Here is a 21,441-nt window from a genome sequence, read left to right on the forward strand (position 1 = left end):
GCGGGCGGCAGCGCGCGCCGCGAGGGTGTGGACGGCGAGGTCGCGACAGGCGACGCGGCGGCTGGCGACGGCGGCTGGGCCGGCGCCGCCGGCGGCGCGCTGCGGCCCGCGCTGGTGCGGATCGTCGAGGCGGTCGAGCCGCTGCCCGCGTACGTGCTCGATGCGACCCTCGACCTGCTGGCGTGGAATTCCGCCGCGGCGCGACTGTTCGGCGGGCTCGACGGGAAGCCGAACATCGCGCGGCTCGTCTTCACCGACGCCGGCTACCGGGCGCGACTCGTCGCGCCCGGGGAAGTCGAAGCGGAGGCCGCGGGAGCGCTCCGGCTCGGTCTCACCCGCGACCCCGCCAACGACCGCCTGCGCGCGCTGGTCGAGGAACTGCTCGACGCCTCGCCCGTCTTCGCTGCGCTTTGGGCCGCGCAGGACGTGCGCGACAAGACCCACGGGCGCAAGGCGTTCACCGATCCCGAGGTGGGTGCGTTCGAGCTCGAGTGGGAGCGGCTGACCGTGCCCGGGGAGGCCGGGCTGGCGCTGCTGGTCTACAGCGCGCAGCCCGGTACGACCGCGGCAACCGCCCTCTCGCGGTTGGGGATGCTCAGCAGCGCGTCGGTTTAGGCGCGCCCGGGGCGCGGCAGAGCGTCTGGGTGCGTGGGTCGCCCTTGCGGCGGATCGTGTAGCGCTTGACGCGGGCGACGGTGTTGGGGGAGGAGACCTCCACGGTGATGGTCGCGCCCGCCTTCACCCGCGTGCGGAACATCTTGGTCATCGAGACGCCGCCCTTGGCGCTGGCGGCGAACGTCTTCGGCCTCGGGCAGCCCTTACGCTTGCCGGAGCACGTGACGGTGACCGTCGCGGCCGGCGGGGCCTCGCTGACGCGCAGCGTCTTGACCTTGATCGACGACCCGTGCTTGGTCCAGCTGAATCCGATGACCGCGCTGAGGCGGCCGGCGGCGTCGGCGCCGCTGCAGTCCTGGTCGACGCCGTCGTTGGGCACCTCGGGCGCGCCTGGGTGGACGTGCCGGTCCAGGTCGTCGCAGTCGACGTCCGCGGTGTAGCCGTCCTTGTCGACGTCGACCTTGGGCGCGGGCGCCGGGGTCGGGGCCGAGCCAGGCGGCGCGGGATCGGGGCCGACGCCCCACACGCCCGTCCAGCTCGGGGGCGAGCCGTGGGCGCCGTTGCAGTTGGGCGCCCCGCCGCCGAAGTTGCCGTAGTCGTCGCCGCCGACCGCGTCCAACGGGCTCGCCCAGCCCAGCTTGCCGTTCTCGGCCTCGGTCCAGCCGTACCAGTTGTTGCGATTGCCTTCCGCGTTGCGCATATCCCCGCCGGCCTGCTGGCAGATGATCCAGTTCTTGCCCTGGGGGAGATAGCCGACGGTGGTGGTGCCCACGACGACGAGCGAGCCGCCGGAATAGCCGTCACCCGGCCGGTACCAACTGCACTCGTAGTGGCCGTTGCCGATGTCCGTGCACGGAACCTGCGCGGGAGCTGCATCGGCGACGGCGGGAAACACAGCGGCGAGCACGAATGCGGCCGCGAACGATCCTGCCTTCATCCGGGCCCAGTCTGCCGGGATCGGGTTGGCTCAACCTTGGGGTAAGTTCGGGCGATGACCTCGCCCGCCGACGTCAAGGCCCGACTGGACGCCGAGCGCCGCGGCGTGCCGTTCCTGCTCTACCGCGACGGCGGCGGAACGCAGGTCATCCTCGCCCTGGCCGGGCCCGTGACGGTCGGCCGGCGCTCCGAGCGCGACGTCGCCCTCCCGTGGGACACCGAGGTCTCACGCCTGCACGCGCAAGTGGAACCGGTCGGCAGCGACTGGATCGTGGTCGACGACGGGCTCTCGCGCAACGGCACGTTCGTCAACGGAGAGCGCGTCAACGGCCGCCGGCGCCTGAAGGACGGCGACCGGATCGTGTTCGGCGAGACGCCGGTCGTGTTCCGCGCGCCTACGGACGCCGAGGCCGAGTCCACGGCGGCGATCAAGCTCGGCACGTCGACCGTCCCGCTCAGCGAGAACCAGCGGAAGGTCCTGGTCGCGCTCTGTCGCCCGCTCAAGGACTCGGCCTACGCCGCGCCCGCCACCAACAAGGCCATCGCGGACGAGATCCACCTCTCGGTCGATGCGGTAAAGGCCCATTTGCGGGTGCTTTTCGAGCGCTTCGGACTCGATGACCTTCCGCAGAACCAGAAACGCGCTCGCCTGGCGGCCGTCGCATTGGTGAATGGTGTGGTGCGCCAGCACGAATTCTGAGTGCCGGGTGTCCTGAACGTTAGACCGGGCTGTGGAGGGACATCCACGGGCAGATCTGGCGCGGCCCTTAAGGATCTGTTCATATATGCCGCGAGGAGGGCTGTCACCTGGGTGACGGCCCGAGGGTCTACACAGACGGAGGACTTGCCCATGGTCGGGAAGAAGTCGCTGACCGCGCTTTGCTGTGCGTCAGCGTTGTTGTTGTCGGGTGGAGGAATCGCGTACGCGGCAGCCGGCGACGGGAACCCGTACGAGTCGCTGGTCGAGGTCACGGTCCCGAACCAAGACGCCGTCGACTCCGTCGTCGAGCACTACGACGCCGCGGAGTACAAGCGCGTCGAGGCCGACGGCAGCATCATGCTCAATGTCTTCGCCACGGCTGAGGATCTGGGCCAGCTCAAGGCCGCCGGCTACACGATCGGCGCCACGATCGAGGACTCCAACACGGGCTCGATCCGCATGGAGCAGCGTCAGGCCGTGCTGGACGAGGAGGCCCTCGCGGCCGACCTCGCCGAGAACGGCATGCCCAAGGGCGGCACCAAGTTCCAGGGCAAGTCCGTCGTCCCGACCCCGGGCGACACCGTCATCCAGCGCGCGGTGACATTCACCGACGTGGTCGGCCCCTCGGGTGGCACGACGACGGCGCGCTTCCTCTACGTCGAGGCGTTCAACAAGTCGACCAAGGTCACCGGCACCACCACGGTGACGGGCCCGACCCTGGCGCTCACCTACGCGGGCGCTGACGGCGTCTACAACGCGACGGCGACCAACATGGGCCGCTTCGTGGACACCGATCCGACGCCGGATTACTACATGTACCACCGGCAGCTGATCCGCCTCCCCGCGGGCGTCACCGACCTCAAGACGATCCGCATCGCCACCGCGGCGACCACCGGCGGCGCGTCCGCCAGCGTCGAGACCTTCCCGGTCACCGAGTGGCTCGGCAAGGACCTGCCGCCGCACGTCGCCGGCTTCAAGAACACCCCGTTCTTCACGCACTACATGGACCCGACCGAGAACCGGGCGGACCTCGACGCGCTCGCCGCGGCGAACCCGAACCTGATGTCGGTCGTGAACATGCCGGAGAAGACGTCGGGCTACCAGCGCAAGTCGCAGGCGATCATGTCCGGCTCCAACGGCATCGGCACGGCTCCGGCCGCCCTCGTCGGCGACCCGCTGTTGGACACCACCGGTGAGATCACGGCCGCGCAGCCGGTCGCGAACATCCCGTTCACCGCTACCGCGGGGCAGGCCATCCTCGCCACCGTCGACGGCGTCCCGTCCGGCTCGACCGACCTCATCCTGGCGATCAAGGATCCCTCCGGCGCCACCCTGCAGACGGTCGATACGGGCACGAGCCCGGAGGTCATCAACCGCACGCTGACCACTGCCGGCACGTACACCTTCGTGGTCTCGGGCTTCCAGGGCGACCTGGGCGACTTCACGTTCAAGGTCCAGCCGGTGCTCGGCAGCGCCGCGGCGGCGCAGGCCTCCGCGGTCGTGCTCACCTCCAAGGACTGGGGTCAGGACGGCGGCGATCAGGTCATGTCCGAGTTCCGCAGCCAGACCGGCGCCAACCGGCCGCTCAGCGTCGCGGTCAACGGCAAGCTCGTCGAGGTCTTCCTCGGCACCGACGCCGCGGGCGCCCTGAACTCGACGGCCGCTCAGGTCGTCGCCGCGATCAACGCCAAGCCTGAGGCCGCCGCGCTCCTGACGGCGATGACGTACCGCGGCAACGCGGGCGCCGGCATCGTCCCGGTGCGTGCACGGGTCAACCTGGACGACTTCCTGATCGCTCCCGCAAGCGTCGCGCGCGGTCCGTTCCAGCAGCACCTGTACCGCATCGGCTCGCACCGTGACGGCACCAAGCCGGGCGTCTTCCTGTTCTGCCAGCAGCACGCTCGCGAGTGGGCCACCGGCCTCACCTGCCTGCAGACGGCACACGAGCTGGTCGAGAACTACGCGACCGACCCGTACACCAAGGAACTCCTGGACAACGTCGAGGTCTTCATCTCGCCGAACTCCAACCCGGACGGCGCGCACTACTCGATGTACGACTCGAGCGTGCAGCGCAAGACGATGCCCAACTACTGCCCCGCCACGGGCAACTCCGACCCGGCCGCTCGTACCACGTGGGGCACGGACATGAACCGCAACAGCGGTTCGTACTCGCTCTTCGATGGCTACTTCGGCGCTTCGACGAGCTGCACCAGCGAGACCTACGCCGGCCCGTCCGAGTACTCCGAGCCGGAGACCCGCAACGAGGGCTGGGTCCTCGACACGTTCCCGAACATCAAGTTCGCCAACAACATCCACTCCTACGGCGGCTACTTCATGTGGGCGCCGGGCGCGTACAAGAACGACGGCTTCCGCACGACGTCGCCGGCGCCGAACATCGGCATCGAGAAGTACTTCTTCGATGCGGGCGAGAACATCCTCAAGCGCATCAAGGATTCGCGCGGCACGGTGATCCTGCCGGAGCGCACGGGCCCGATCGCCGACGTGCTCTACAGCGCGGCCGGTAACTCGGCCGATGACGCGTGGTACCGCAAGGGCGTCATCAGCTACTCGTTCGAGACCGGCGCGGACCGCATCCTCAGCACGAGCACGGGCACCGCGGCCACCATCGTCGGCTTCCAGCCGTGCTTCGCGGGTGTCGGCACCGGTGGCGGTCAGGGCTCCTGCCCGACCAACGGTTCCCTCTCCAACGAGGGTCGCGACGAGGCGCTCGAGTTCGCCGCGGGCAACTTCGGCCTCGTCGAGTCCGCGTACGCCTACGGCAAGGACGTCACGCCGCCCACCACGACGCTCGACGCCGACGGCGTCACGCAGTCCAAGAGCCCGATCAACTTCCGGTTCTCGATGGACAGCGAGCCGTCGGTCATCCACTACACGACGGACGGCTCCACGCCGACCCTGTCGTCACCGACGTATGAGGCACAGCGTGCCCGCAGCGTCGGCCAGGTGCTGACGCTCTCGACTCCGGGCGTCAACACGGTCAAGTGGCTGGCGGTCGACATCAAGGGCAACACGGCCGCGGTGCAGACGAAGTCGTTCCTGCTCGACACGGTCGCTCCGACGATCACCACCAACATCGCCGACGGCGCGGTGTACACGCAGGGCCAGCCCGTCCCGCTCACGTTCTCGTGCGCGGATGAGGCCGGCGGCTCCGGCATCGCGACCACCAACGGTTGCGTCGGCTCCACCGCCTCGGGCTCCAACCTGCCCACCGGCACCGCCGGCATGCAGGTCCTGACCATCACGGCCACCGACGCCGTCGGCAACGTGACGGTCAAGACGGTCAACTACCGCGTCCTGGACGCCGTCAACACCGGCGGCACGGTCGGTGGCTCCGTCGGCGCCACGCTCGGTCTGACCCTCGGTACCGCGCCGTCGTTCGGCGCGTTCACCCCGGGCGTCGACAAGGACTACACCGCGGCGACGACGGCCACGGTCGTCACCACCGCCGGCGACGCCGCCCTCTCGGTGGCCGACCCGAGCGCCATCAACACGGGCAAGCTCATGAACGGCACGTTCACGCTCGCCCAGCCGCTGCAGGCCATGGCCACCAGTGCCGGTGGCACCGGCTCGGCCTTCAAGCCGGTCGGCGGCTCCGCCGCTCCCACGACGCTGCTGACCTACTCGGCGCCGAAGTCGAACGACGCGGTGACGATGACGTTCAAGCAGACCATCGGGCGCACTGAGGCGCTCCGTACGGGTCCGTACTCCAAGACCCTGACGTTCACGCTGTCCACGACCACTCCGTAGACAGCAGCACTGCACGCGGGCCCGGCTCGAGCGATCAGCCGGGCCCGCTGCCGTACTTGGTGATGAGCCGTTCCAGCTCACCCGACAGCTTGGTCAGCGGCTTCGGGAAGTGCGCGTCGCTCCAGCGCAGCGTGCGCCCGCGGTAGCTCAGCGAGTACTCGAACTGATCGCAGCACTCGGACTTGCCGTCGGCCTTGACGTGGGCGAGGTCGGCCGCCCGGATGAGGCGGGTGAGGCGGTCGCGCTCGGCCTTCGTCAACCTGGCCTTACGCTGTCCGTTGCGCCGGTCGTCGAAGGTCGCGTTGCCGTCGGCCTTGATCGTCGTGCCGACGCTGACGCCGGCGATCCCGCCTGAGCGGGTGTACTTCAGCGTGCCGGTCAGCGCCGAGGCGGGCGTCGCGTCGTTGCCACAGGCGACGACCAGCAGGGCGAGCGCGGTGGCGAGCAGGACTCTCATCAGTCCAGTGTCTCGAGCCATTCGTGCACGCGCGCGAGCTGCGCCGGGATGAGACCGAGGTCCGGTTCGGTGGTGACCAGCAGCGTCTGGCCCGGGCGAGCGGCGGCCCACGCGCGGCAGGCCGCGTCGTGGTGGTCGTCGATCCACGCCAGCGGGCGATCAGGGCCGGCGAACGCGTCGATCCCGCCGAGCTTCCAGTGCCCCCCGTAGCCGGGGCGATCGGCGAAGCGCACGTGCGGCCAGCCGGCGGGGAGGCCCAGGAGGTGCGGCAGGTGGGTGTCGGCGCGATCCTTCCAGCCCGTGCACCACACGCACTCGAAGGTGGGGGCGAGATCTCGCAAGACGGACGCCGCGCTGGTCGACAGCAGGTGCGGGACGCCGTCGACCAGGGTCGGCAACACAGAACCAGGCTCCGCGCGCGCCGCGCCGAAGAGCGAGAGGACGCCGTCCACGTCGATCAACAGCAACGGTCGTGTCACGCGTCAGGACCCAGACCTCTCGCAAAACTCTTATTGAGCGCCTCGAATCGCACAGGCCCACCCCAATGGGGGAGGTTACGCGCCGAGTCTTGAGGGAATCTTCATACGGGACGTTAGGCTGGCGCGATCCGCACTCAAGGGTCGCGGGCCGTGGACCGATGTAGAGAAGGAATCGCTGGGGAGGTCACTTTTCAGAGTGGCTGGCGAGGAATCTCTACTCATTCGACGTACGAGGACACGTTGTCGCTGAATCTGGGCATTTTGCTGGCGTTCACCTGCGCGATCGCCACGCAGCTGGGCTTTCTTTATAAGCACAAGGGCGCGAACGAGGCCCCGACGGTCGACGTCCGTCATCCCTTCCGCACGGCGAAGCAGCTCTACAGCTGCAAGTGGTTCGCGATCGGCATGGCCGTCGCGACCGGCGCGTGGATCTTCCACGTGGCCGCCCTCGCCTACGCCCCGCTGTCGGTCGTCCAGGCCGTGCTCTCCACCGGCGTCGTGATCCTCGCCGTCATGGCCGAGCGGATCTTCGGCTTCCAGGTGGCCCGTCGCCAGTGGGTCGGCGTCGCCATGACCGCGCTGGGTCTGATGCTCCTCGTGATCACGCTCCCGGCCGTCCACGGCGCTCACTCCGGCTATTCGCTGGTCGGCATGATCCTCTTCGAAGGCGCGATGCTCGTCATCGGCGCGCTGCTGATCGGCGGCAAGCACCTCGGCATGCCCGATCACCACCACGGCGTGATGCTCGGCGCCGCCGCGGGCGTGCTCTTCGGCGTCTCCGACATCGCCATCAAGGGCCTGACCGGCGCCGACGGGATCGCCGGGGTCGTCACCTCGCCCTGGCTCGCGGTCACGGTCGGCGCCTCGGTCATCGCCTTCTACGCCTCGGCCCGCGGCCTGCAGGACGGTGAGGCCGTCCCGGTCATCGCCGCCACCTCGACCGCGGCGAACGTCTCCTGCATCCTCGGCGGCATCGTCGTCTTCGGCGACCCGATGCCCTCCGACACCGTCGGCATCTGCGTCCAGGCCTTCGCGTTCGTGCTGGTCGTCGCCGCCGCGCTGGTCACGCCGCCGCCGGTTCGCGCGGCCGCGGTCAACGCAGCTCACTGATAACCCAGGAGTTTTCGCAGTAGCGACCGCAGCTCGCGGTCACCCGCTTCGCCGATCGGCCGCGTCAAGTCCTCGTTCGCGGCCAGCAGCACGGCGGTAGCGCGCCCCAGCACGTCGCGGCCTTCCCCCGTGACGTGCACTGCGTTAAGGCGCCGGTCGGCCGGATCGCGCCGGCGCTCGACCAGCCCCGCCGCCTCGAGCGCGTCGACCAGCTCGACCACGACCGGCGTGCTCACCTGCAGCCGGTCGGCGAGCTCGCGCTGGGAGTTGGTGCCGTCGGCCAGGCGGGTGAGCACACCGAACTGGCGGACCTGGATGCCGAACGGCTCCAGCACCGCGTCCGCACGGTCGTGGAAGCGGTGATGGGCTTTGGAGAGCAGGAAGCCCGTGCGGTCGGCGAGCGGCGGCGCCGGCGGGGCGATCAGCGGCCGCAGCAGGGCGTTGAGCCGCTGGTGCTCGCCCGGTGAGAGGTTCGCGGTCAGCTCCGCCTCGGCGCGCACCATCCGCGGCAGCATCGCGCCCATGTATTCCAACCCGGTGGGTGTCGCGTGCAGCGCGTACGCGCGCCGGTCCTGCGGGTTGCGAACGCGCTCGACGAAGCCGCGCGCCTCGAGGCCGTCGATGAGCTTGACCATGACGGTGCGATTGACGCTCAGGCGCTCGGAGAGGTCCTGCTGGGAGAGCGGGCCGAGCGCCTGCAACGTGGCCAGGACGCCGACGTCGCGCGGGTGGCCCTCCTCGCCGAACTCGCGCGCGGAGATCGCCGCGGCGCGCATGAAGGCGGTGCGCAGCAGGTAGCCCGTGTAATCCAGAAGGCGGTCCACGCCGTACACCACTATACGTCGTGAGCCACATGATTAGGCAAATTGACGATAAGTCGATCTGAAGATAGGGTGGAAGGCATGGACCGCAAGTGGTTGCCCCTCGTCGCCGTCGCCGCCGGCGTCTTCATGCTGCTGCTCGACGTCACGATCGTGAACGTCGCCCTGCCGGACATCCAGATCGCGCTGCACGCATCCCTGTCCGACCTGCAGTGGGTGATCGACGCCTACGCGCTGACGCTCGCGGCGCTCCAGCTCACCGCGGGCTCGCTGGCCGATCGCTTCGGCCGCCGGCTGCTGTTCGCGATCGGCATCGTCGTCTTCACGCTCGGGTCGCTGCTGTGCGGCCTGTCCGGCAACTCGACCTTCCTCAGCCTCAGCCGCGCGTTCCAGGGCATCGGCGGCGCGATCATGTTCGCCACCGGCCTGGCGATCATCGCCAACGCGTTCCACGGGCGCGACCGCGGCGTGGCCTTCGGCGTCTTCGGTGCGGTCACGGGCGTGGCGGTCGCGGTCGGCCCGGTGATCGGCGGGGCGCTGACCAGCGGCCTGTCCTGGCGCTGGATCTTCCTGGTCAACATCCCGGTCGGGGTCGGGGCCCTGTACGTGACGCTGAGCGCCGTCGAGGAATCGCGTGACCCCAACCCGCGCCCGGTCGACTATCTCGGCCTCGTCACCTTCAGCCTCGGACTCGCCGCGCTCGTCTACGGCCTGATCCGCTCCAGCGAGGACGGCTGGTCGGACACGGGCGTCTGGGTGTCACTGATCGCCTCCGTGGTCCTGCTGCTCGCCTTCGTCGCCGCCGAGCTGCTGCAGAAGCGGCCGATGTTCGACCTCTCGCTGTTCCGCAAGCCGACGTTCGTGGGCGGGTTGATCGCGGCGTTCGCGATCTCCGCGTCGCTGTTCGCCGCGTTCCCCTATCTCGTGCTCTACATGCAGACGGGGCTCCACCTGTCGGCGATCGAGGTCGGCGTGCGCTTCCTCGTGCTCTCCGGGCCGATCTTCGTCACCGCCGCGATCGCCGGCCGCGCCACCGAGAACGTGCCCATCCGCTTCCTGATCGGGCCCGGGTTCGCGCTCGTGGGCATCGCCCTGCTGTTGATGCGCGGCCTGGAGCCAGGCGGGAGCTGGACGCACTTCATCCCCGGGTTCATCGTCGCCGGCGTGGGCGCGGGCCTGATCAACGTCCCGCTGGCGTCCACCGCGGTCGGCGTGGTCGAGCCGGCGCGGGCGGGCATGGCCTCCGGGATCAACTCCACGCTGCGGCAGGTGGGCATCGCCACGGGCGTGGCCGCGCTCGGGACGATCTTCTCCCACCACGTCTCGCAGGCTCGCGGGCAGAACCCGCTGGTCGGGCTCGTGGACGGCCTCAACGCGATCCTGCTGGTCGGCGCGATCCTCGCCCTGTTCGCGGCGTTCACGTCGCTCATCCTCATCCGGAGCAAGGATTTCGTCAGCTCGTCGCCCTCTTGAGCGCGCGGCGATAGGCTCGTCGCGGCATGTTGCCGCTGCGGGCCCTGCTGCGCGAATTGGAGCTGGAGATCGCCGCCGGAGAGGCGGGGCTCGATCGCGCGGTGCGCTGGGTGCACATCTCGGAGCTCTCGGATCCGACGCCGTGGCTGTCGGGAGGCGAGCTGCTGCTCACCACGGGGTTGGCGATCGGCGACGACGCCGAGGCCTACGTCTCCCGGCTCGCCGCGCACGGGCTGACCGGCCTGGGCTTCGGCGTCGGCTTCGGGCATGAGCGCCTGCCGGAGCCCTTGCTGGCCGCCGCGGCCGCGCACGGGTTCCCGCTCTTCGCGGTTCCCTACGAGCTCCCGTTCATCGCGATCACCGAGAAGGCCTTCTCGCACCTGGTCAACGAGCAGTACGCGGTCCTGCGCCGCGCGCTGGCCGCCCACGAGCGGCTCGAGCGGGTCGTCCTCTCCGAGCGCGGGCTGGACGGCGTCGCGGCGGAACTGGCGTCGCTGATCGGCGGCCCGGCGCTGATCTACGACGGCCGCGGCGAGCTGCTGGCACGGCGCGGAGAGGCCCCGGTGGCGGAGCTCTCGGCGGAGATGCGCGAGCGGGTGCACGCGGGGGCGCGGCGCGGGTTCGTCCCGGGCGCGCTGGCGCCGGGCGCGCTCGCCCTGCCGGTGGCGCGGGCCGCGCAGCCCGCGCCGCGGGGGGACGGACCGCCGCCGGAGGCGTGGTTGGTCGCGGCCAAGGACGCGGGCGCGCTGACCGAGCTCGACCGCCTCACGCTGCACCAGGCGGTCACGATCGTCGCGCTCGAGCTGCTGCGCCGGCGCGTCGTCGACGACACCGAGCGCCGCCTGGCGGGCGACGTCATCAGCGCGCTCGTCACGGGCGATCTGGCGGGTCCGGAGCTGGCACGGCGGTTGGAGCCGTTCGGGCTGCGCGATCGCGTAGGCGTGCTCGTCCTGGCGCCGTCGCGGGCGGCGCGTGGGCCGGCGGAGGAGGAGCTCGTGCGCGCCGTGCGCGAGGAGGCGGGCGGCGGCTTGGTCGCCCCGACCGGCAAGTTCCTGTGCGCGCTGCTGCCGGCCTCGGGCGACGAGGAGCTGTTCGCGCTCGCCGAGCGCCTGCACGCGCGGGTCGCGCGGGTGGCGGGCGAGCCGCTCGGCGGCGGTGCCGGGCGCACCGTCTCGCCCGGTGAGCTGCGCCGTGGCTTCCACGAGGCGCGCTGCGCCCTGGAGGCCCGCGAGCTCTCCGCCAACGGGGTGGCCAACGGCATGGTCAAGCTCGCCACCTACCGCGACCTCGGCTCCTTCCAGCTGCTGCTGTCACTGCAGGACGACGACGCGCTGCGGCTCTTCTGCGATTCGATCCTGGCCCCGATCGAGGAGTCCGAGGGCGCGTACGGCGGCGAGTTGATGCGCTCGCTGGAGGCGTTCATCGAGAGCAACGGGCAATGGGAGCGCGCAGCGAAGGCGCTGTTCTGCCACCGTCACACGCTGCGCTACCGGATTCGGCGCGTGGAAGAGCTGACGGGCCGCTCGCTGGACAGCGCGCGGGATCGCATTGACTTCTGGCTCGCGCTCCGCGGCCGGGAACTGGTTCATACCGAAAGGACCTAGATGAAGGTCGGCGTCCCCACCGAGATCAAGACGGACGAGTACCGCGTCGCGCTGACGCCGGCCGGCGTGCGCGAGCTGGTCGAGCACGGCCACGAAGTCGGGATCCAGGCGGGAGCGGGGGAGGGCTCGGCGATCGCCGACGACGAGTACACCTCGCAGGGCGCGCGGATCCTGGCCGACGCGCCGGCGGTCTTCGCGTGGTCGGACATGATCGTCAAGGTCAAGGAGCCGCAGCCGTCAGAGGTCGCGCTGCTGGAGCCTCGCCACACGCTCTTCACCTACCTCCATCTGGCGCCGGACCCCGACCTGACGCGCGGGCTGGTCGAGTCGGGCGCCACGTGCGTCGCGTACGAGACCGTCGAGGACGCCCGCGGACGGCTCCCGCTGCTGGCGCCGATGAGCGAGGTCGCGGGCAAGATCGCCACGCAGGCGGGCGCCTTCATGCTCGAGAAGCCGCTCGGCGGCCGCGGGATCCTGCTCGGCGGCGTGCCCGGCGTGGCGGCGGCGAAGGTGATGATCATCGGCGGCGGCGTGGTCGGCATGAACGCCGCGTTCATCGCGCTCGGGATGGAGGCGACGGTCTACGTCTACGACCGCAACATCGACCGGCTGCGCGAGCTCGACATCGCCTTCAACGGGCGCGCGGACACGTGTTACGCGTCGACGCTGGACATCGAGCAGCGGCTGCCGGAGGTCGACCTGGTGATCGGCGCGGTGCTCGTCCACGGCGCCAAGGCGCCGTATGTGATCCGGCGCGAACAGCTCTCGCTGATGAAGCGCCAGGCCGTGCTCGTGGACGTCTCGATCGACCAGGGCGGGTGCTTTGAGACCTCGCGCCCGACGACGCACTCCGACCCGGTCTACGAGGTCGACGGCGTCCTGCACTACTGCGTGGCCAACATGCCCGGCGCGGTGCCGGTCACCTCGACGCGCGCGCTGACCAACGCGACGCTCCCGTACGTCCTGCACGTCGCTGACGCCGGGGTCGAGCAGTCCTCGCGCGAGAACCCGGGCCTGGCCAAGGGCGTCAACGTCGTGGGCGGCAAGGTCACCTACCAGCCGGTGGCCGAGGCGACGGGCCAGCCGTACACCGAGCTCTTCGCGGCGCTGGCGGGCTGACCGCGTTGTACGACGCGGTGATCATCGGCGCGGGCCACAACGGCCTGGTGGCGGCCGCGTACCTCGCCCGGGAGGGGCGGTCGGTGCTCGTGCTCGAGCGCTCAGACCACGTCGGCGGCGCGGCCGTGTCGGAGCGGCCGTGGGCGGGCGTCGACGCGCGGCTCTCGCGCTACTCGTACCTCGTCTCGCTCTTCCCGCGGGCGATCGCGGCGGAGCTCGGGCTGGCGATCGAGCTGCGCCGGCGCTCGGTGTCCTCCTATACGCCGCGCCCGGACGGCACCGGGCTGCTGGTCCGGACCACCCGGCCTCCGAACCGCCACTGGGCGGACTTCCAGGCGATGACCGAGCACGTCGCGCGCGTGGTCTTCCCGACCTTGACGGAGCCGCTGGTCTCGCGCGACGCCCTGCGGGCGCGCGTGGGTGACGACGCGATCTGGGATGCGCTGGTGGAGCGGCCGCTCGGCGAGGTCCTCGCGCGCTACTTCGAGGACGATTTCGAGCGCGGGATCGTCGCCACCGACGCCTTGATCGGGACGTTCGCGGGCCTCGACGACGAGTCGCTGCGCCAGAACCGCTGCTTCCTGTATCACGTGATCGGCAACGGGACCGGCGACTGGGATGTGCCGGTGGGCGGGATGGGCGCGCTGACGGGCGCGCTGGCGGGGATCGCGTACGGTGCGGGCGCGGAGATCAAGCTCGGCGTCGAGGTCACCTCGATCGAGACCGACGGGGTCGCGGCCGAAATCCTTTACGAGGGTGGATCGGTGCAGGCGCGTTACGTGCTCTGCAACGCCGCGCCCGCCGTCCTGGCGTCGCTGTTGGGCGAGCCGGCCCCGGACCCGCGACCCGAAGGCGCGCAGCTGAAGCTCAACATGCTGCTCAAGCGGCTGCCGCGGCTGCGCGACCCTTCGGTGGACCCGTTCGAGGCGTTCGCGGGGACGTTCCACGTCAACGAGGCCGCCACCCAGCTCGCGCTCGCGTACGGGCAGGCCCAGAGCGGGCTGGTCCCCGAGCTGGCGCCCTGCGAGGTCTACTGCCACTCGCTCACCGATCCCTCGATCCTCGGCCCCGAGCTGCGCGAGGCGGGAGCGCAGACCTTGACCTGCTTCGGGTTGCACATGCCCGCACGGCTGTTCGAGCGCGAGCCGTCGGTCGCCAAGGCGCAGGCGATCGCGTCGACGCTCGCGTCGCTGAACAGCGTGCTGGCCGAGCCGATCGAGGACTGCCTGTGGATCGCGCCCTCGGGCGAGCCGTGCCTGGAGGCGCGGACGCCCGTCGAGCTCGAGGCCGAGCTCGGCCTCCCGGGCGGGAACATCTTCCACCGCGACCTGCTGTGGCCGTTCGCGGAGACCGAGGCCGAGGTGGGGACGTGGGGCGTGGAGACGCCGCACGCCAACGTGTTCGTGTGCGGGGCGGGTGCGCGGCGGGGCGGCGGCGTGTCCGGGATCCCCGGCCACAACGCGGCGATGGCGGTCCTCGACGGATGAGGAGACGCTCACGAAGAACCTGACGTTGACGTTAACATCTGGTTCTATGGCGATCGAAACAGCAGCAACGGCTCGCCGGCGCAGGATCGGGGTCCACGCCGAGCACGAGCACTACAAGTGGTGGGCCCTGTCGTGCACAAGCCTCGGGATGCTCCTGGCGACGATCAACTCGGGCACGCTGATCATCGCCCTTCCCGACCTCGAGCGGGCGCTGGGGACGAGCATCCTCTCGCTCGTCTGGGTGATCCTCGCCTACATGATCTCCTCGACGGTGCTGGTGCTCTTTGCCGGCCGCCTGTCGGATCTCTTCGGCCGCAAGCAGGCCTACGTGGCGGGGTTCGTGCTCTTCGCGCTGGCGTCGCTGGGCGCCGGGTTCGCGGGCGGCGGGACGGAGCTGATCGTCTGGCGGGTGCTGCAGGGGATCGGCGGCGCGTTCCTGTTCGCCAACTCCGCCGCGCTGGTCACCGACGCCTTCCCGAAGGAGCAGCTGGGCCTGGCGATGGGCACCAACACGATGGTCGCCGCCGTCGGCCTCGTGATCGGCCCGGTCCTGGGCGGCGCGCTGGTCGCTATCTCCTGGCACTGGGTCTTCTGGTTCAACGTCCCGTTCGCGCTGCTGGGCTCCCTGTGGGCGGCGCTGATCCTGCGCGAGCTGGCCAAGCCCGACAAGGTGCGCGGCTACGACGTGCCGGGCGTGGTGGTCTTCGTGCTCGGGCTGACCGGGCTCGTGTTCGGCCTCTCGCGCGGCGGCCTGAACGGCTGGAGCGATCCGATGACGATCGGCGGCATCGTCGCCGGCGTCGTGCTGCTGCCGATCTTCGTGCTGATCGAGCGCCACCATCGCGCGCCGATGCTCGACCTGACGATCTTCCAGAACCGCCTGTTCGCCGCCGCCACGGGCGCCGCGTTCATCAACGGGCTCTCGCGGTTCGCGCTGATGTTCCTGTTCGTCTTCTACTTCCAGGGCGTCAAGGGCCAGGACCCGATCACGGCGGGGATCGAGCTGGCGCCGATGGCGATCGGGATGCTGATCGCATCGCCGCTCGCGGGCGTGTGGGCCGACAAGCGCGGGTCGCGGATGCTCTCGGCCGCCGGGATGGTCGTGAGCGCGATCGCGCTGGCGGGGATGACGATGCTCGGCGTGCACACCGCGTACTTCTGGTCGGCGCTGTGGCTATTCGTGGTGGGTGTGGGCTCGGGCATGTTCAACAGCCCCAACACCGCGGCGATGATGGGCACGGTGCCGACCTACCGGCGCGGGATCGCGGCGGGCGCGCGGACCGTCCTGCAGAACACGGGCGCGGTGATCTCGATCGCGTTCGTGCTGGCGGTCGTGACCTCCTCGGTGCCCAAGGACACCCTGTTCAAGATCTTCTCGGGCGTCACCACGGGCCTGTCCGACGCGACTTTGGAGCCCTTCGTGGCGAACATGCACACGGCGCTGTGGGTGCTGGCGCTGACGTCGCTCGTCGGCGGCGGGATCTGCCTGATGCGGCCGAAGGGGGACTGATGCGGATCGGCGAGCTGGCGCGCGCGGCGGGGACGACCCCGCGGACCGTGCGCTACTACGAGGAGATCGGGCTGCTGCCGGGGTCCGACGAGCGCGCCGCGGGGTCGCATCGCGAATACGGCTCCGACGATGTCGCGCGCGTGCGCGAGCTGCTGCGCCTGAAGCAGATGCTCGGTCTGACGCTCGACGAGCTGAAGGTCGTAATGCACGGCGAGGACGAGCGGGCCAGGCGGCGGCGCGAGTACCACGAGACCTCGGACCCGGCCGAGCGGCACCGGCTGCTTGAGGCGGCGCAGGCCCACACCGACTCGCTGCTCGCGATCGTGGGGCGGCGCAAGGACGAGCTCGAGACCTTCGAGGCCGAGCTCAACGAGCGCCGCCAGCGCCTGGCGCACCTGCTGCGCGAGCGCGTCGTATGAGCGCGGTGGTGGCCGATTCGCTCGTGGTTCGCTTCGACGCGCTGACCGCGGTCGACGACGTCTCGCTGGAGATCGAGTGCGGCGAGGTCTTCGGGCTGCTCGGGCCTAACGGGGCGGGCAAGACGACGACGCTGCGGGTCCTGACCACGCTCCTCAAGCCGGCGTCGGGGTCCGCCTTGGTCGCGGGCTTCGACGTTGGTTCCGACGCACTGTCCGTCCGCGCCTCGATCGGCTACGTGCCGCAGGCGCTCTCGGCTGATGGCGGTCTGACCGCGGCGGAGAACCTCGACTTCTACGCGCGCGTCACCGGGGTGCCGCGGGCCGAGCGCACGGCGCGGATCGCCGCGGCCGTCGAGGCGATGGAGCTCGAGCCGATGCTCGATCGCCTGGCCCGCACGTTCTCGGGCGGCATGCTGCGGCGGCTCGAGATCGCGACGGCGCTGCTCAACCGTCCCGAGGTGCTCTTCCTCGACGAGCCGACCGTCGGCCTCGATCCCACCGCGCGCGAGCTCGTGTGGGAGCGGGTGCACGCGCTGCGCGCCGAGGCGGGGACGACGGTCGTCGTCACCACGCACCTGATGGAGGAGGCCGAGCGCCACTGCGACCGGCTCGCGATCATGGACGCGGGGCGGATCGTCGACCTCGGCACGCCCTCAGAGCTGCTGTCGCGCCACGGCGAGCGGTCATTGGAAGCCGTCTTCCGCGCGGTCACCGGCCGCGTGATCTCCGACGAAGGGAGGATCAGCGATGTCCGCTCCCAGCGCCGCGTCGCCCGCCGCCTCGGCTGAACGCGCCCGTCCCGTCGCGCTGGCGGGCGGTCCGCTGCGCCGGCTCGCCGACGGCACGTTCGCGATGGCCCTGACCGAGTGGCGCAAGCTGCGCCACAACCAGCTCGACCTGCTGACGCGGTCCGTCCAGCCGCTGCTGTGGCTGTTCGTGTTCGGCGGGGCGATGAGCCGGCTGCGCTCGATCCCGACCGGCGGGATCGACTACCAGGCCTACCTGGCGCCCGGGGTGATGGCGCAGGCGGCGATGTTCGTCGCGATCTTCTTCGGACTGGCCGTGATCTGGGAGCGTGACGTCGGCCAGCTCCAGCGCCTGCTGGCGACCCCGCTGCCGCGCTCGGCGATCGTGCTCGGCAAATCCGCGGGCGCCGCGACCCGTGCGCTGGTCCAGGCCACGCTGCTGCTGGTCGTGGTGGCGATCGCCGGGATCGGGCTCCGCTGGAGCGTCCACGGCGTGATCGGCGCGCTCGTCCTGCTGGCGATCGGCACGGCGGCGTTCGCCTGTCTGTCGATGCTGATCGCGTCGATGGTCAAGGAGCGCGAGCGCTTCATGGGCATCGGACAGCTTGTGATGATGCCGCTGTTCTTCGCCTCCTCCGCGCTGTATCCGCTGGCGATCATGCCCGGGTGGCTGAAGGTCGTCGCGCACGTGAATCCGCTCACCTATGAGGTCGAAGGTCTGCGAGGCTTCCTGCTCGGCGGCGGGCATCCGTACCTCGACATTCTGGTCTGTCTGGGCTGGCTGATAGTGCTCGCGACGGCGGCGACCGGCGCGTACCCCCGGGCACTGCTGTAAGCGCTGCTACCATCCGGCCCCGTATGCCGACGACGTCCCAGCTGGTCCGAAAGGGCCGCAACCCGAAGACGAAGAAGCTCGCCACCCCCGGCTTGAAGTCCGGCAAGGGCCGCAAGAAGAAGGTGGCCGCGCCTCAGCGTCGCGGCGTCTGCACCCGTGTCTACACCACCACGCCCAAGAAGCCGAACTCGGCTCTGCGCAAGGTGGCCCGTGTGCGACTGACGAACTCGATGGAAGTCACGGTGTACATCCCCGGCGAGGGCCACAACCTGCAGGAGCACTCCGTCGTGCTCGTGCGTGGTGGCCGCGTCAAGGACCTTCCGGGCGTGCGTTACAAGGTCGTCCGCGGCACGCTCGATGCCGCCGGCGTCTCGGATCGCAAGAAGGCCCGTTCCCAATACGGAGTCAAGGCCAAGTAATGCCCCGTCGCGCAGCCGCAGGTCGCCGGACGATCGATCCGGACCCCGTCCACCGCTCCAAGCTCGTTCAGCAGGTCATCAACAAGGTGATGCTGGACGGCAAGAAGTCGACCGCCGAGCGCATCGTGTATGACGCGCTGGCGATCCTCTCGGAGCGCACGGGCAAGGAGCCCGTCGAGGCGCTGGAGATCTCGATCAAGTCTTTGACGCCGGTCCTCGAGGTCCGCTCCCGCCGCGTCGGCGGCGCGACCTACCAGGTCCCGGTCGAGGTGCCCGCTCCTCGCGCCCGCACGCTTGCCGTCCGCTGGCTCGTCGAGTTCTCGCGCAACCGCCGCGAGAAGTCGATGGCGCAGCGCCTCGCCAACGAGCTGATGGACGCGCAGTCCCAGCAGGGCGGCGCCTACAAGCGCAAGGACGACATCTTCCGCATGGCGCAGGCCAACAAGGCCTTCGCCCATTACCGCTGGTAGATCTCGGCTCCGAGGTTGCTGTTCGCGCGCCGGCTTGCCGGCGCGTTGTCGTTAACGGGCGTGGTTGCAGCGCGCGAGCGTCGAGTTTCTCGCGTGGTACTCGACAAAGTCGACGCTCGGCGGCCGCCGACAGGCGTGCGAGCTGCCCGCTGGGGAATACTGCACCTCATGCGGGCGATCGGGGTGAACCAATGGGGGGAGCGCGACGCGCTCGAGCTGCTCGACGTGGAGCCGCCGCCTGTCGCGCCGGACGGCGTGCTGGTGCGGATCCGCGCGGCGGCGCTGAACCCGGTCGACTACAAGGTTCGCCAGGGCAAGCTCGCGGGGCTCTTCCCGTACCACTTCCCGGTCATCCTCGGGTGGGACGCGGCGGGTGTGGTCGAGAAGGTGGGGCCCGCGGTGACGTGGTTCAAGCCCGGCGACCCGGTCTACGGGTACTGCCGCCGGCAGGACCTGCAGTACGGCACCTACGCGGAGTTCACGACGGTGCCCGAGGGACACCTCGCGCACATGCCGCCGGAGCTGACGTTCGAGGAGGCGGCGGCGCTGCCGCTGGTCGCGCTGACCGCGCACCAGTCGCTCGAGCTGGTCGGGCTGCGCGGCGGTGAGACGCTGTTCATCACCGGCGGGGCGGGTGGCGTGGGCCACGTCGCGATCCAGCTCGCGCTCGCCCGCGGCGCGCGGGTGATCGCCTCGGGGTCGGAGTCGAGCTTCGACTTCATCCGCGAGCTCGGCGCCGAGCCCGTCGACTACCACGACGAGGCGCTTCCGGAGCGCGTGAAGGAGCTCACCCACGGCGGCGGCGCCGATGCCGTCTTCGATCTCTTCGGCGGTGACGGCCAGGAGCAGGCGTTCAGCGCGCTGCGCCAGGGCGGCCGGCTGGTCTCGATCGCTTCGCCGCCCGCGAAGCGCGAGCACTACGAGACCGGCTACGTCTTCGTCCGCCCCTCGGGGTACGACCTCGGCGAGCACATCGCGCCGCTGGTGGCGGCGGGGAACCTGCGCCCGCACATCGCCGCGACCTTCCCGCTGGAGGAGACGGCCGCGGCCCACGAGCAGCTCGAGGCGGGGCACGTGCGCGGCAAGCTCGTGCTCACGATCGGCTGAGCGCGTCGACGGCCGCGTAGGGCGGGGCCGCGAAGCTGCGGCCCCCGTCGCGGACGCCGAGCGCGGCGTCGATCGCGGCGCCGTGGGCGACGCGGTACAGGAGCGAGCCGGTGCTGATGCGGGCGACGCCGAGCTCGGCGAGCTGGGGCACGGTCAGCGTGCCCGGCAGGAAGAGGACGTTGAGCGGGACGTCGAGCGCCTCGGCGAGCCGGGCGATCTCCTGCGGCTCCTTGACGCCCGGGACGAAGATGCCGTCCGCGCCCGCGGCGACGTAGGCCTTCGCGCGCTCGAGCGTGGCGTCGACGCCACCATCGCCCAGCCAGTAGGTGTCGATGCGCGCGTTGATGAAGACGTCGTGCGCGGTGACGGCGACGAGCACCTGGGCGAAGTGATGCGGGTCGGCGAGCTGGTCCTCGAGGTTGACGCCCGCGACCGGCCCGAGACGGTCGAGGTACGCGGCGACCTCGGCGGGATCGGTCGAGAAGCCGTTCTCGATGTCCATCGTGATCGGGACGGGGAGGTGGGTGAGCCGGTGGGCGAGGTCGATCGTCGCCTGCGCGGTCTCCGCCGCGCCGTCGTGCAGACCGAGCGCGGCGGCGACGCCGAGGCTGGTCGTGCCGATCGCGGGGAAGCCGGCCTCGGCGAGCGCGGCGGCCGACGCGTGATCCCAGGCATTGGGGAGGACGAGCGGGTCACCGGGGCGATGCAGGGCTCTGAATGCGCTGATCACCCCGTGACCCCCTCGACCAGTGCGCGGGCGTGAGCTTCGCCGGGACAGCGGCGCGAGCCGGCGCCGAAGGGCCGGCCGGTGAGATCGACGAGCACGGTCTCGCCGTCCTCATTGACGCGACGGGTGACAGGCACCGGCAGATCATCCCCCCGGACGAGCCCAGCCGTCGCCTCGCACGCCTGCACGAGGAGCTGGACGCGCGCGGCGACGGCTTCGGGTTCTTCGTCGGGGAGGAGATCGAGGAGGGTTCTGAGCGCCGCGTCGGCACCGTCCGCGCGGGTGTGCGGGTGGTAGGCGGCGGCGACGAGGCGGGTGGCGGCGACCGCGTCGGGGACGTCTTCGGCCGCGATCCCGAGCGCCTGCGCGAGCACGGTGACGGGGATATACGCGCGACGAAAGCAAGGTTCGTCGGGCAGAGCCCGATCAACCTTGCTCTCGCGCCGTGCCGACTCGCGCAGCTCGGCCGGGTCGAGGTCGGCGAGCAGCGCTTCGACGAGCGCGCGGCGGCGGGCGTGGGTCTCGCCGTTGGCGAAGCGGGAGACGGTCGCGCGCAGCCACGCGATCGTTCCGTACGGGCCGGGTGGGCCGGGGTCCGGCACGGGGGCGTCGAGCAGCATGGACGCAAACGCTATGCCC

General features: G+C 70.8%; 21 protein-coding genes. 15 read left to right on the forward strand and 6 right to left on the reverse strand.

Annotated elements, in window-relative coordinates:
- A partial coding sequence (locus tag OM076_RS40760; protein ID WP_443732134.1) for an MmyB family transcriptional regulator occupies positions 1-615 on the forward strand: 615 nt, incomplete at its 5' end.
- Here the strand turns inward: OM076_RS40760 and OM076_RS40765 are convergent.
- Positions 596-1,552 carry a putative metal-binding motif-containing protein gene (locus OM076_RS40765; protein WP_270045949.1) on the reverse strand — a complete coding sequence of 319 codons (957 nt, stop codon included), beginning with the start codon at positions 1,550-1,552 and terminating at the stop codon, positions 596-598. The genes OM076_RS40760 and OM076_RS40765 overlap by 20 nt on opposite strands.
- 54 nt (positions 1,553-1,606) lie before the next feature.
- On the opposite strand from OM076_RS40765, the gene OM076_RS40770 reads away from it, so the two are divergent.
- Positions 1,607-2,251, forward strand: coding sequence for an FHA domain-containing protein (locus tag OM076_RS40770; RefSeq protein ID WP_270045950.1), 645 nt, complete (start codon positions 1,607-1,609; stop codon positions 2,249-2,251).
- A gap of 150 nt (positions 2,252-2,401) precedes the next feature.
- Positions 2,402-6,019 carry a M14 family zinc carboxypeptidase gene (locus OM076_RS40775; protein WP_270045951.1) on the forward strand — a complete coding sequence of 1,206 codons (3,618 nt, stop codon included), beginning with the start codon at positions 2,402-2,404 and terminating at the stop codon, positions 6,017-6,019.
- A gap of 34 nt (positions 6,020-6,053) precedes the next feature.
- Here the strand turns inward: OM076_RS40775 and OM076_RS40780 are convergent, their stop codons facing one another.
- Together OM076_RS40780 and OM076_RS40785 are read right to left on the reverse strand one after the other, a co-directional pair.
- The gene (locus OM076_RS40780; RefSeq protein ID WP_270045952.1) at positions 6,054-6,476 is read right to left on the reverse strand and encodes a protealysin inhibitor emfourin; all 423 of its coding nucleotides are present in this window, start codon (positions 6,474-6,476) and stop codon (positions 6,054-6,056) included.
- The gene (locus OM076_RS40785) at positions 6,476-6,955 is read right to left on the reverse strand and encodes a hypothetical protein (RefSeq protein WP_270045953.1); all 480 of its coding nucleotides are present in this window, start codon (positions 6,953-6,955) and stop codon (positions 6,476-6,478) included. Before OM076_RS40785 ends, OM076_RS40780 begins: the two co-directional genes overlap by 1 nt.
- Before the next feature lie 240 nt (positions 6,956-7,195).
- Here OM076_RS40785 and OM076_RS40790 point away from each other — a divergent pair, with 240 nt between their 5' ends.
- A complete protein-coding gene (locus tag OM076_RS40790; protein ID WP_270045954.1) occupies positions 7,196-8,065 on the forward strand; it encodes a DMT family transporter in 870 nt (289 codons plus the stop codon).
- On the opposite strand, the gene OM076_RS40795 is transcribed toward OM076_RS40790, so the two are convergent.
- A complete protein-coding gene (locus tag OM076_RS40795; RefSeq protein WP_270045955.1) occupies positions 8,059-8,889 on the reverse strand; it encodes a MarR family winged helix-turn-helix transcriptional regulator in 831 nt (276 codons plus the stop codon). The two genes, OM076_RS40790 and OM076_RS40795, sit on opposite strands and share 7 nt — an antisense overlap.
- Positions 8,890-8,967: 78 nt before the next feature.
- On the opposite strand from OM076_RS40795, the gene OM076_RS40800 reads away from it, so the two are divergent.
- The 11 genes from OM076_RS40800 to OM076_RS40850 all read left to right on the forward strand — a co-directional run bounded on the left by OM076_RS40800 (position 8,968) and on the right by OM076_RS40850 (position 20,075).
- The gene (locus OM076_RS40800; RefSeq protein ID WP_270045956.1) at positions 8,968-10,359 is read left to right on the forward strand and encodes an MFS transporter; all 1,392 of its coding nucleotides are present in this window, start codon (positions 8,968-8,970) and stop codon (positions 10,357-10,359) included.
- Between the two features lie 26 nt (positions 10,360-10,385).
- Entirely contained in the window at positions 10,386-11,963 is a 1,578-nt protein-coding gene (locus OM076_RS40805) for a PucR family transcriptional regulator (protein ID WP_270045957.1), read from the forward strand.
- The gene (gene ald, locus OM076_RS40810; RefSeq protein ID WP_270045958.1) at positions 11,964-13,082 is read left to right on the forward strand and encodes an alanine dehydrogenase; all 1,119 of its coding nucleotides are present in this window, start codon (positions 11,964-11,966) and stop codon (positions 13,080-13,082) included.
- The gene (locus tag OM076_RS40815) at positions 13,079-14,569 is read left to right on the forward strand and encodes a phytoene desaturase family protein (RefSeq protein ID WP_372518139.1); all 1,491 of its coding nucleotides are present in this window, start codon (positions 13,079-13,081) and stop codon (positions 14,567-14,569) included. The genes ald and OM076_RS40815 overlap by 4 nt, the downstream gene beginning before the upstream one ends.
- Positions 14,570-14,615: 46 nt before the next feature.
- Positions 14,616-16,079, forward strand: a complete 1,464-nt coding sequence (locus tag OM076_RS40820; protein WP_270045960.1) for an MFS transporter — start codon at positions 14,616-14,618, stop codon at positions 16,077-16,079.
- Positions 16,079-16,498, forward strand: coding sequence for a MerR family transcriptional regulator (locus OM076_RS40825; protein ID WP_270045961.1), 420 nt, complete (start codon positions 16,079-16,081; stop codon positions 16,496-16,498). The genes OM076_RS40820 and OM076_RS40825 overlap by 1 nt, the downstream gene beginning before the upstream one ends.
- An 8-nt stretch (positions 16,499-16,506) precedes the next feature.
- On the forward strand, positions 16,507-17,286 hold the full coding sequence (locus OM076_RS40830) for an ABC transporter ATP-binding protein (RefSeq protein ID WP_270045962.1): 780 nt from the start codon (positions 16,507-16,509) through the stop codon (positions 17,284-17,286).
- Positions 17,246-18,079 (forward strand): ABC transporter permease, encoded by an 834-nt coding sequence (locus tag OM076_RS40835; RefSeq protein WP_270045963.1) that lies wholly within the window; start codon positions 17,246-17,248, stop codon positions 18,077-18,079. The genes OM076_RS40830 and OM076_RS40835 overlap by 41 nt, the downstream gene beginning before the upstream one ends.
- Before the next feature lie 23 nt (positions 18,080-18,102).
- Positions 18,103-18,498 carry a 30S ribosomal protein S12 gene (rpsL, locus tag OM076_RS40840; RefSeq protein ID WP_028059562.1) on the forward strand — a complete coding sequence of 132 codons (396 nt, stop codon included), beginning with the start codon at positions 18,103-18,105 and terminating at the stop codon, positions 18,496-18,498.
- Entirely contained in the window at positions 18,498-18,968 is a 471-nt protein-coding gene (gene rpsG / locus OM076_RS40845; RefSeq protein ID WP_270045964.1) for a 30S ribosomal protein S7, read from the forward strand. Before rpsL ends, rpsG begins: the two co-directional genes overlap by 1 nt.
- Before the next feature lie 168 nt (positions 18,969-19,136).
- Positions 19,137-20,075 carry an NADP-dependent oxidoreductase gene (locus OM076_RS40850; RefSeq protein WP_270045965.1) on the forward strand — a complete coding sequence of 313 codons (939 nt, stop codon included), beginning with the start codon at positions 19,137-19,139 and terminating at the stop codon, positions 20,073-20,075.
- On the opposite strand, the gene OM076_RS40855 is transcribed toward OM076_RS40850, so the two are convergent.
- Entirely contained in the window at positions 20,062-20,805 is a 744-nt protein-coding gene (locus tag OM076_RS40855) for an isocitrate lyase/PEP mutase family protein (RefSeq protein WP_270045966.1), read from the reverse strand. The two genes, OM076_RS40850 and OM076_RS40855, sit on opposite strands and share 14 nt — an antisense overlap.
- Positions 20,802-21,422 (reverse strand): hypothetical protein, encoded by a 621-nt coding sequence (locus OM076_RS40860; protein WP_270045967.1) that lies wholly within the window; start codon positions 21,420-21,422, stop codon positions 20,802-20,804. The genes OM076_RS40855 and OM076_RS40860 overlap by 4 nt, the downstream gene beginning before the upstream one ends.
- Between the last annotated feature and the right edge of the window lie 19 nt (positions 21,423-21,441).

Source organism: Solirubrobacter ginsenosidimutans, from assembly GCF_027587205.1.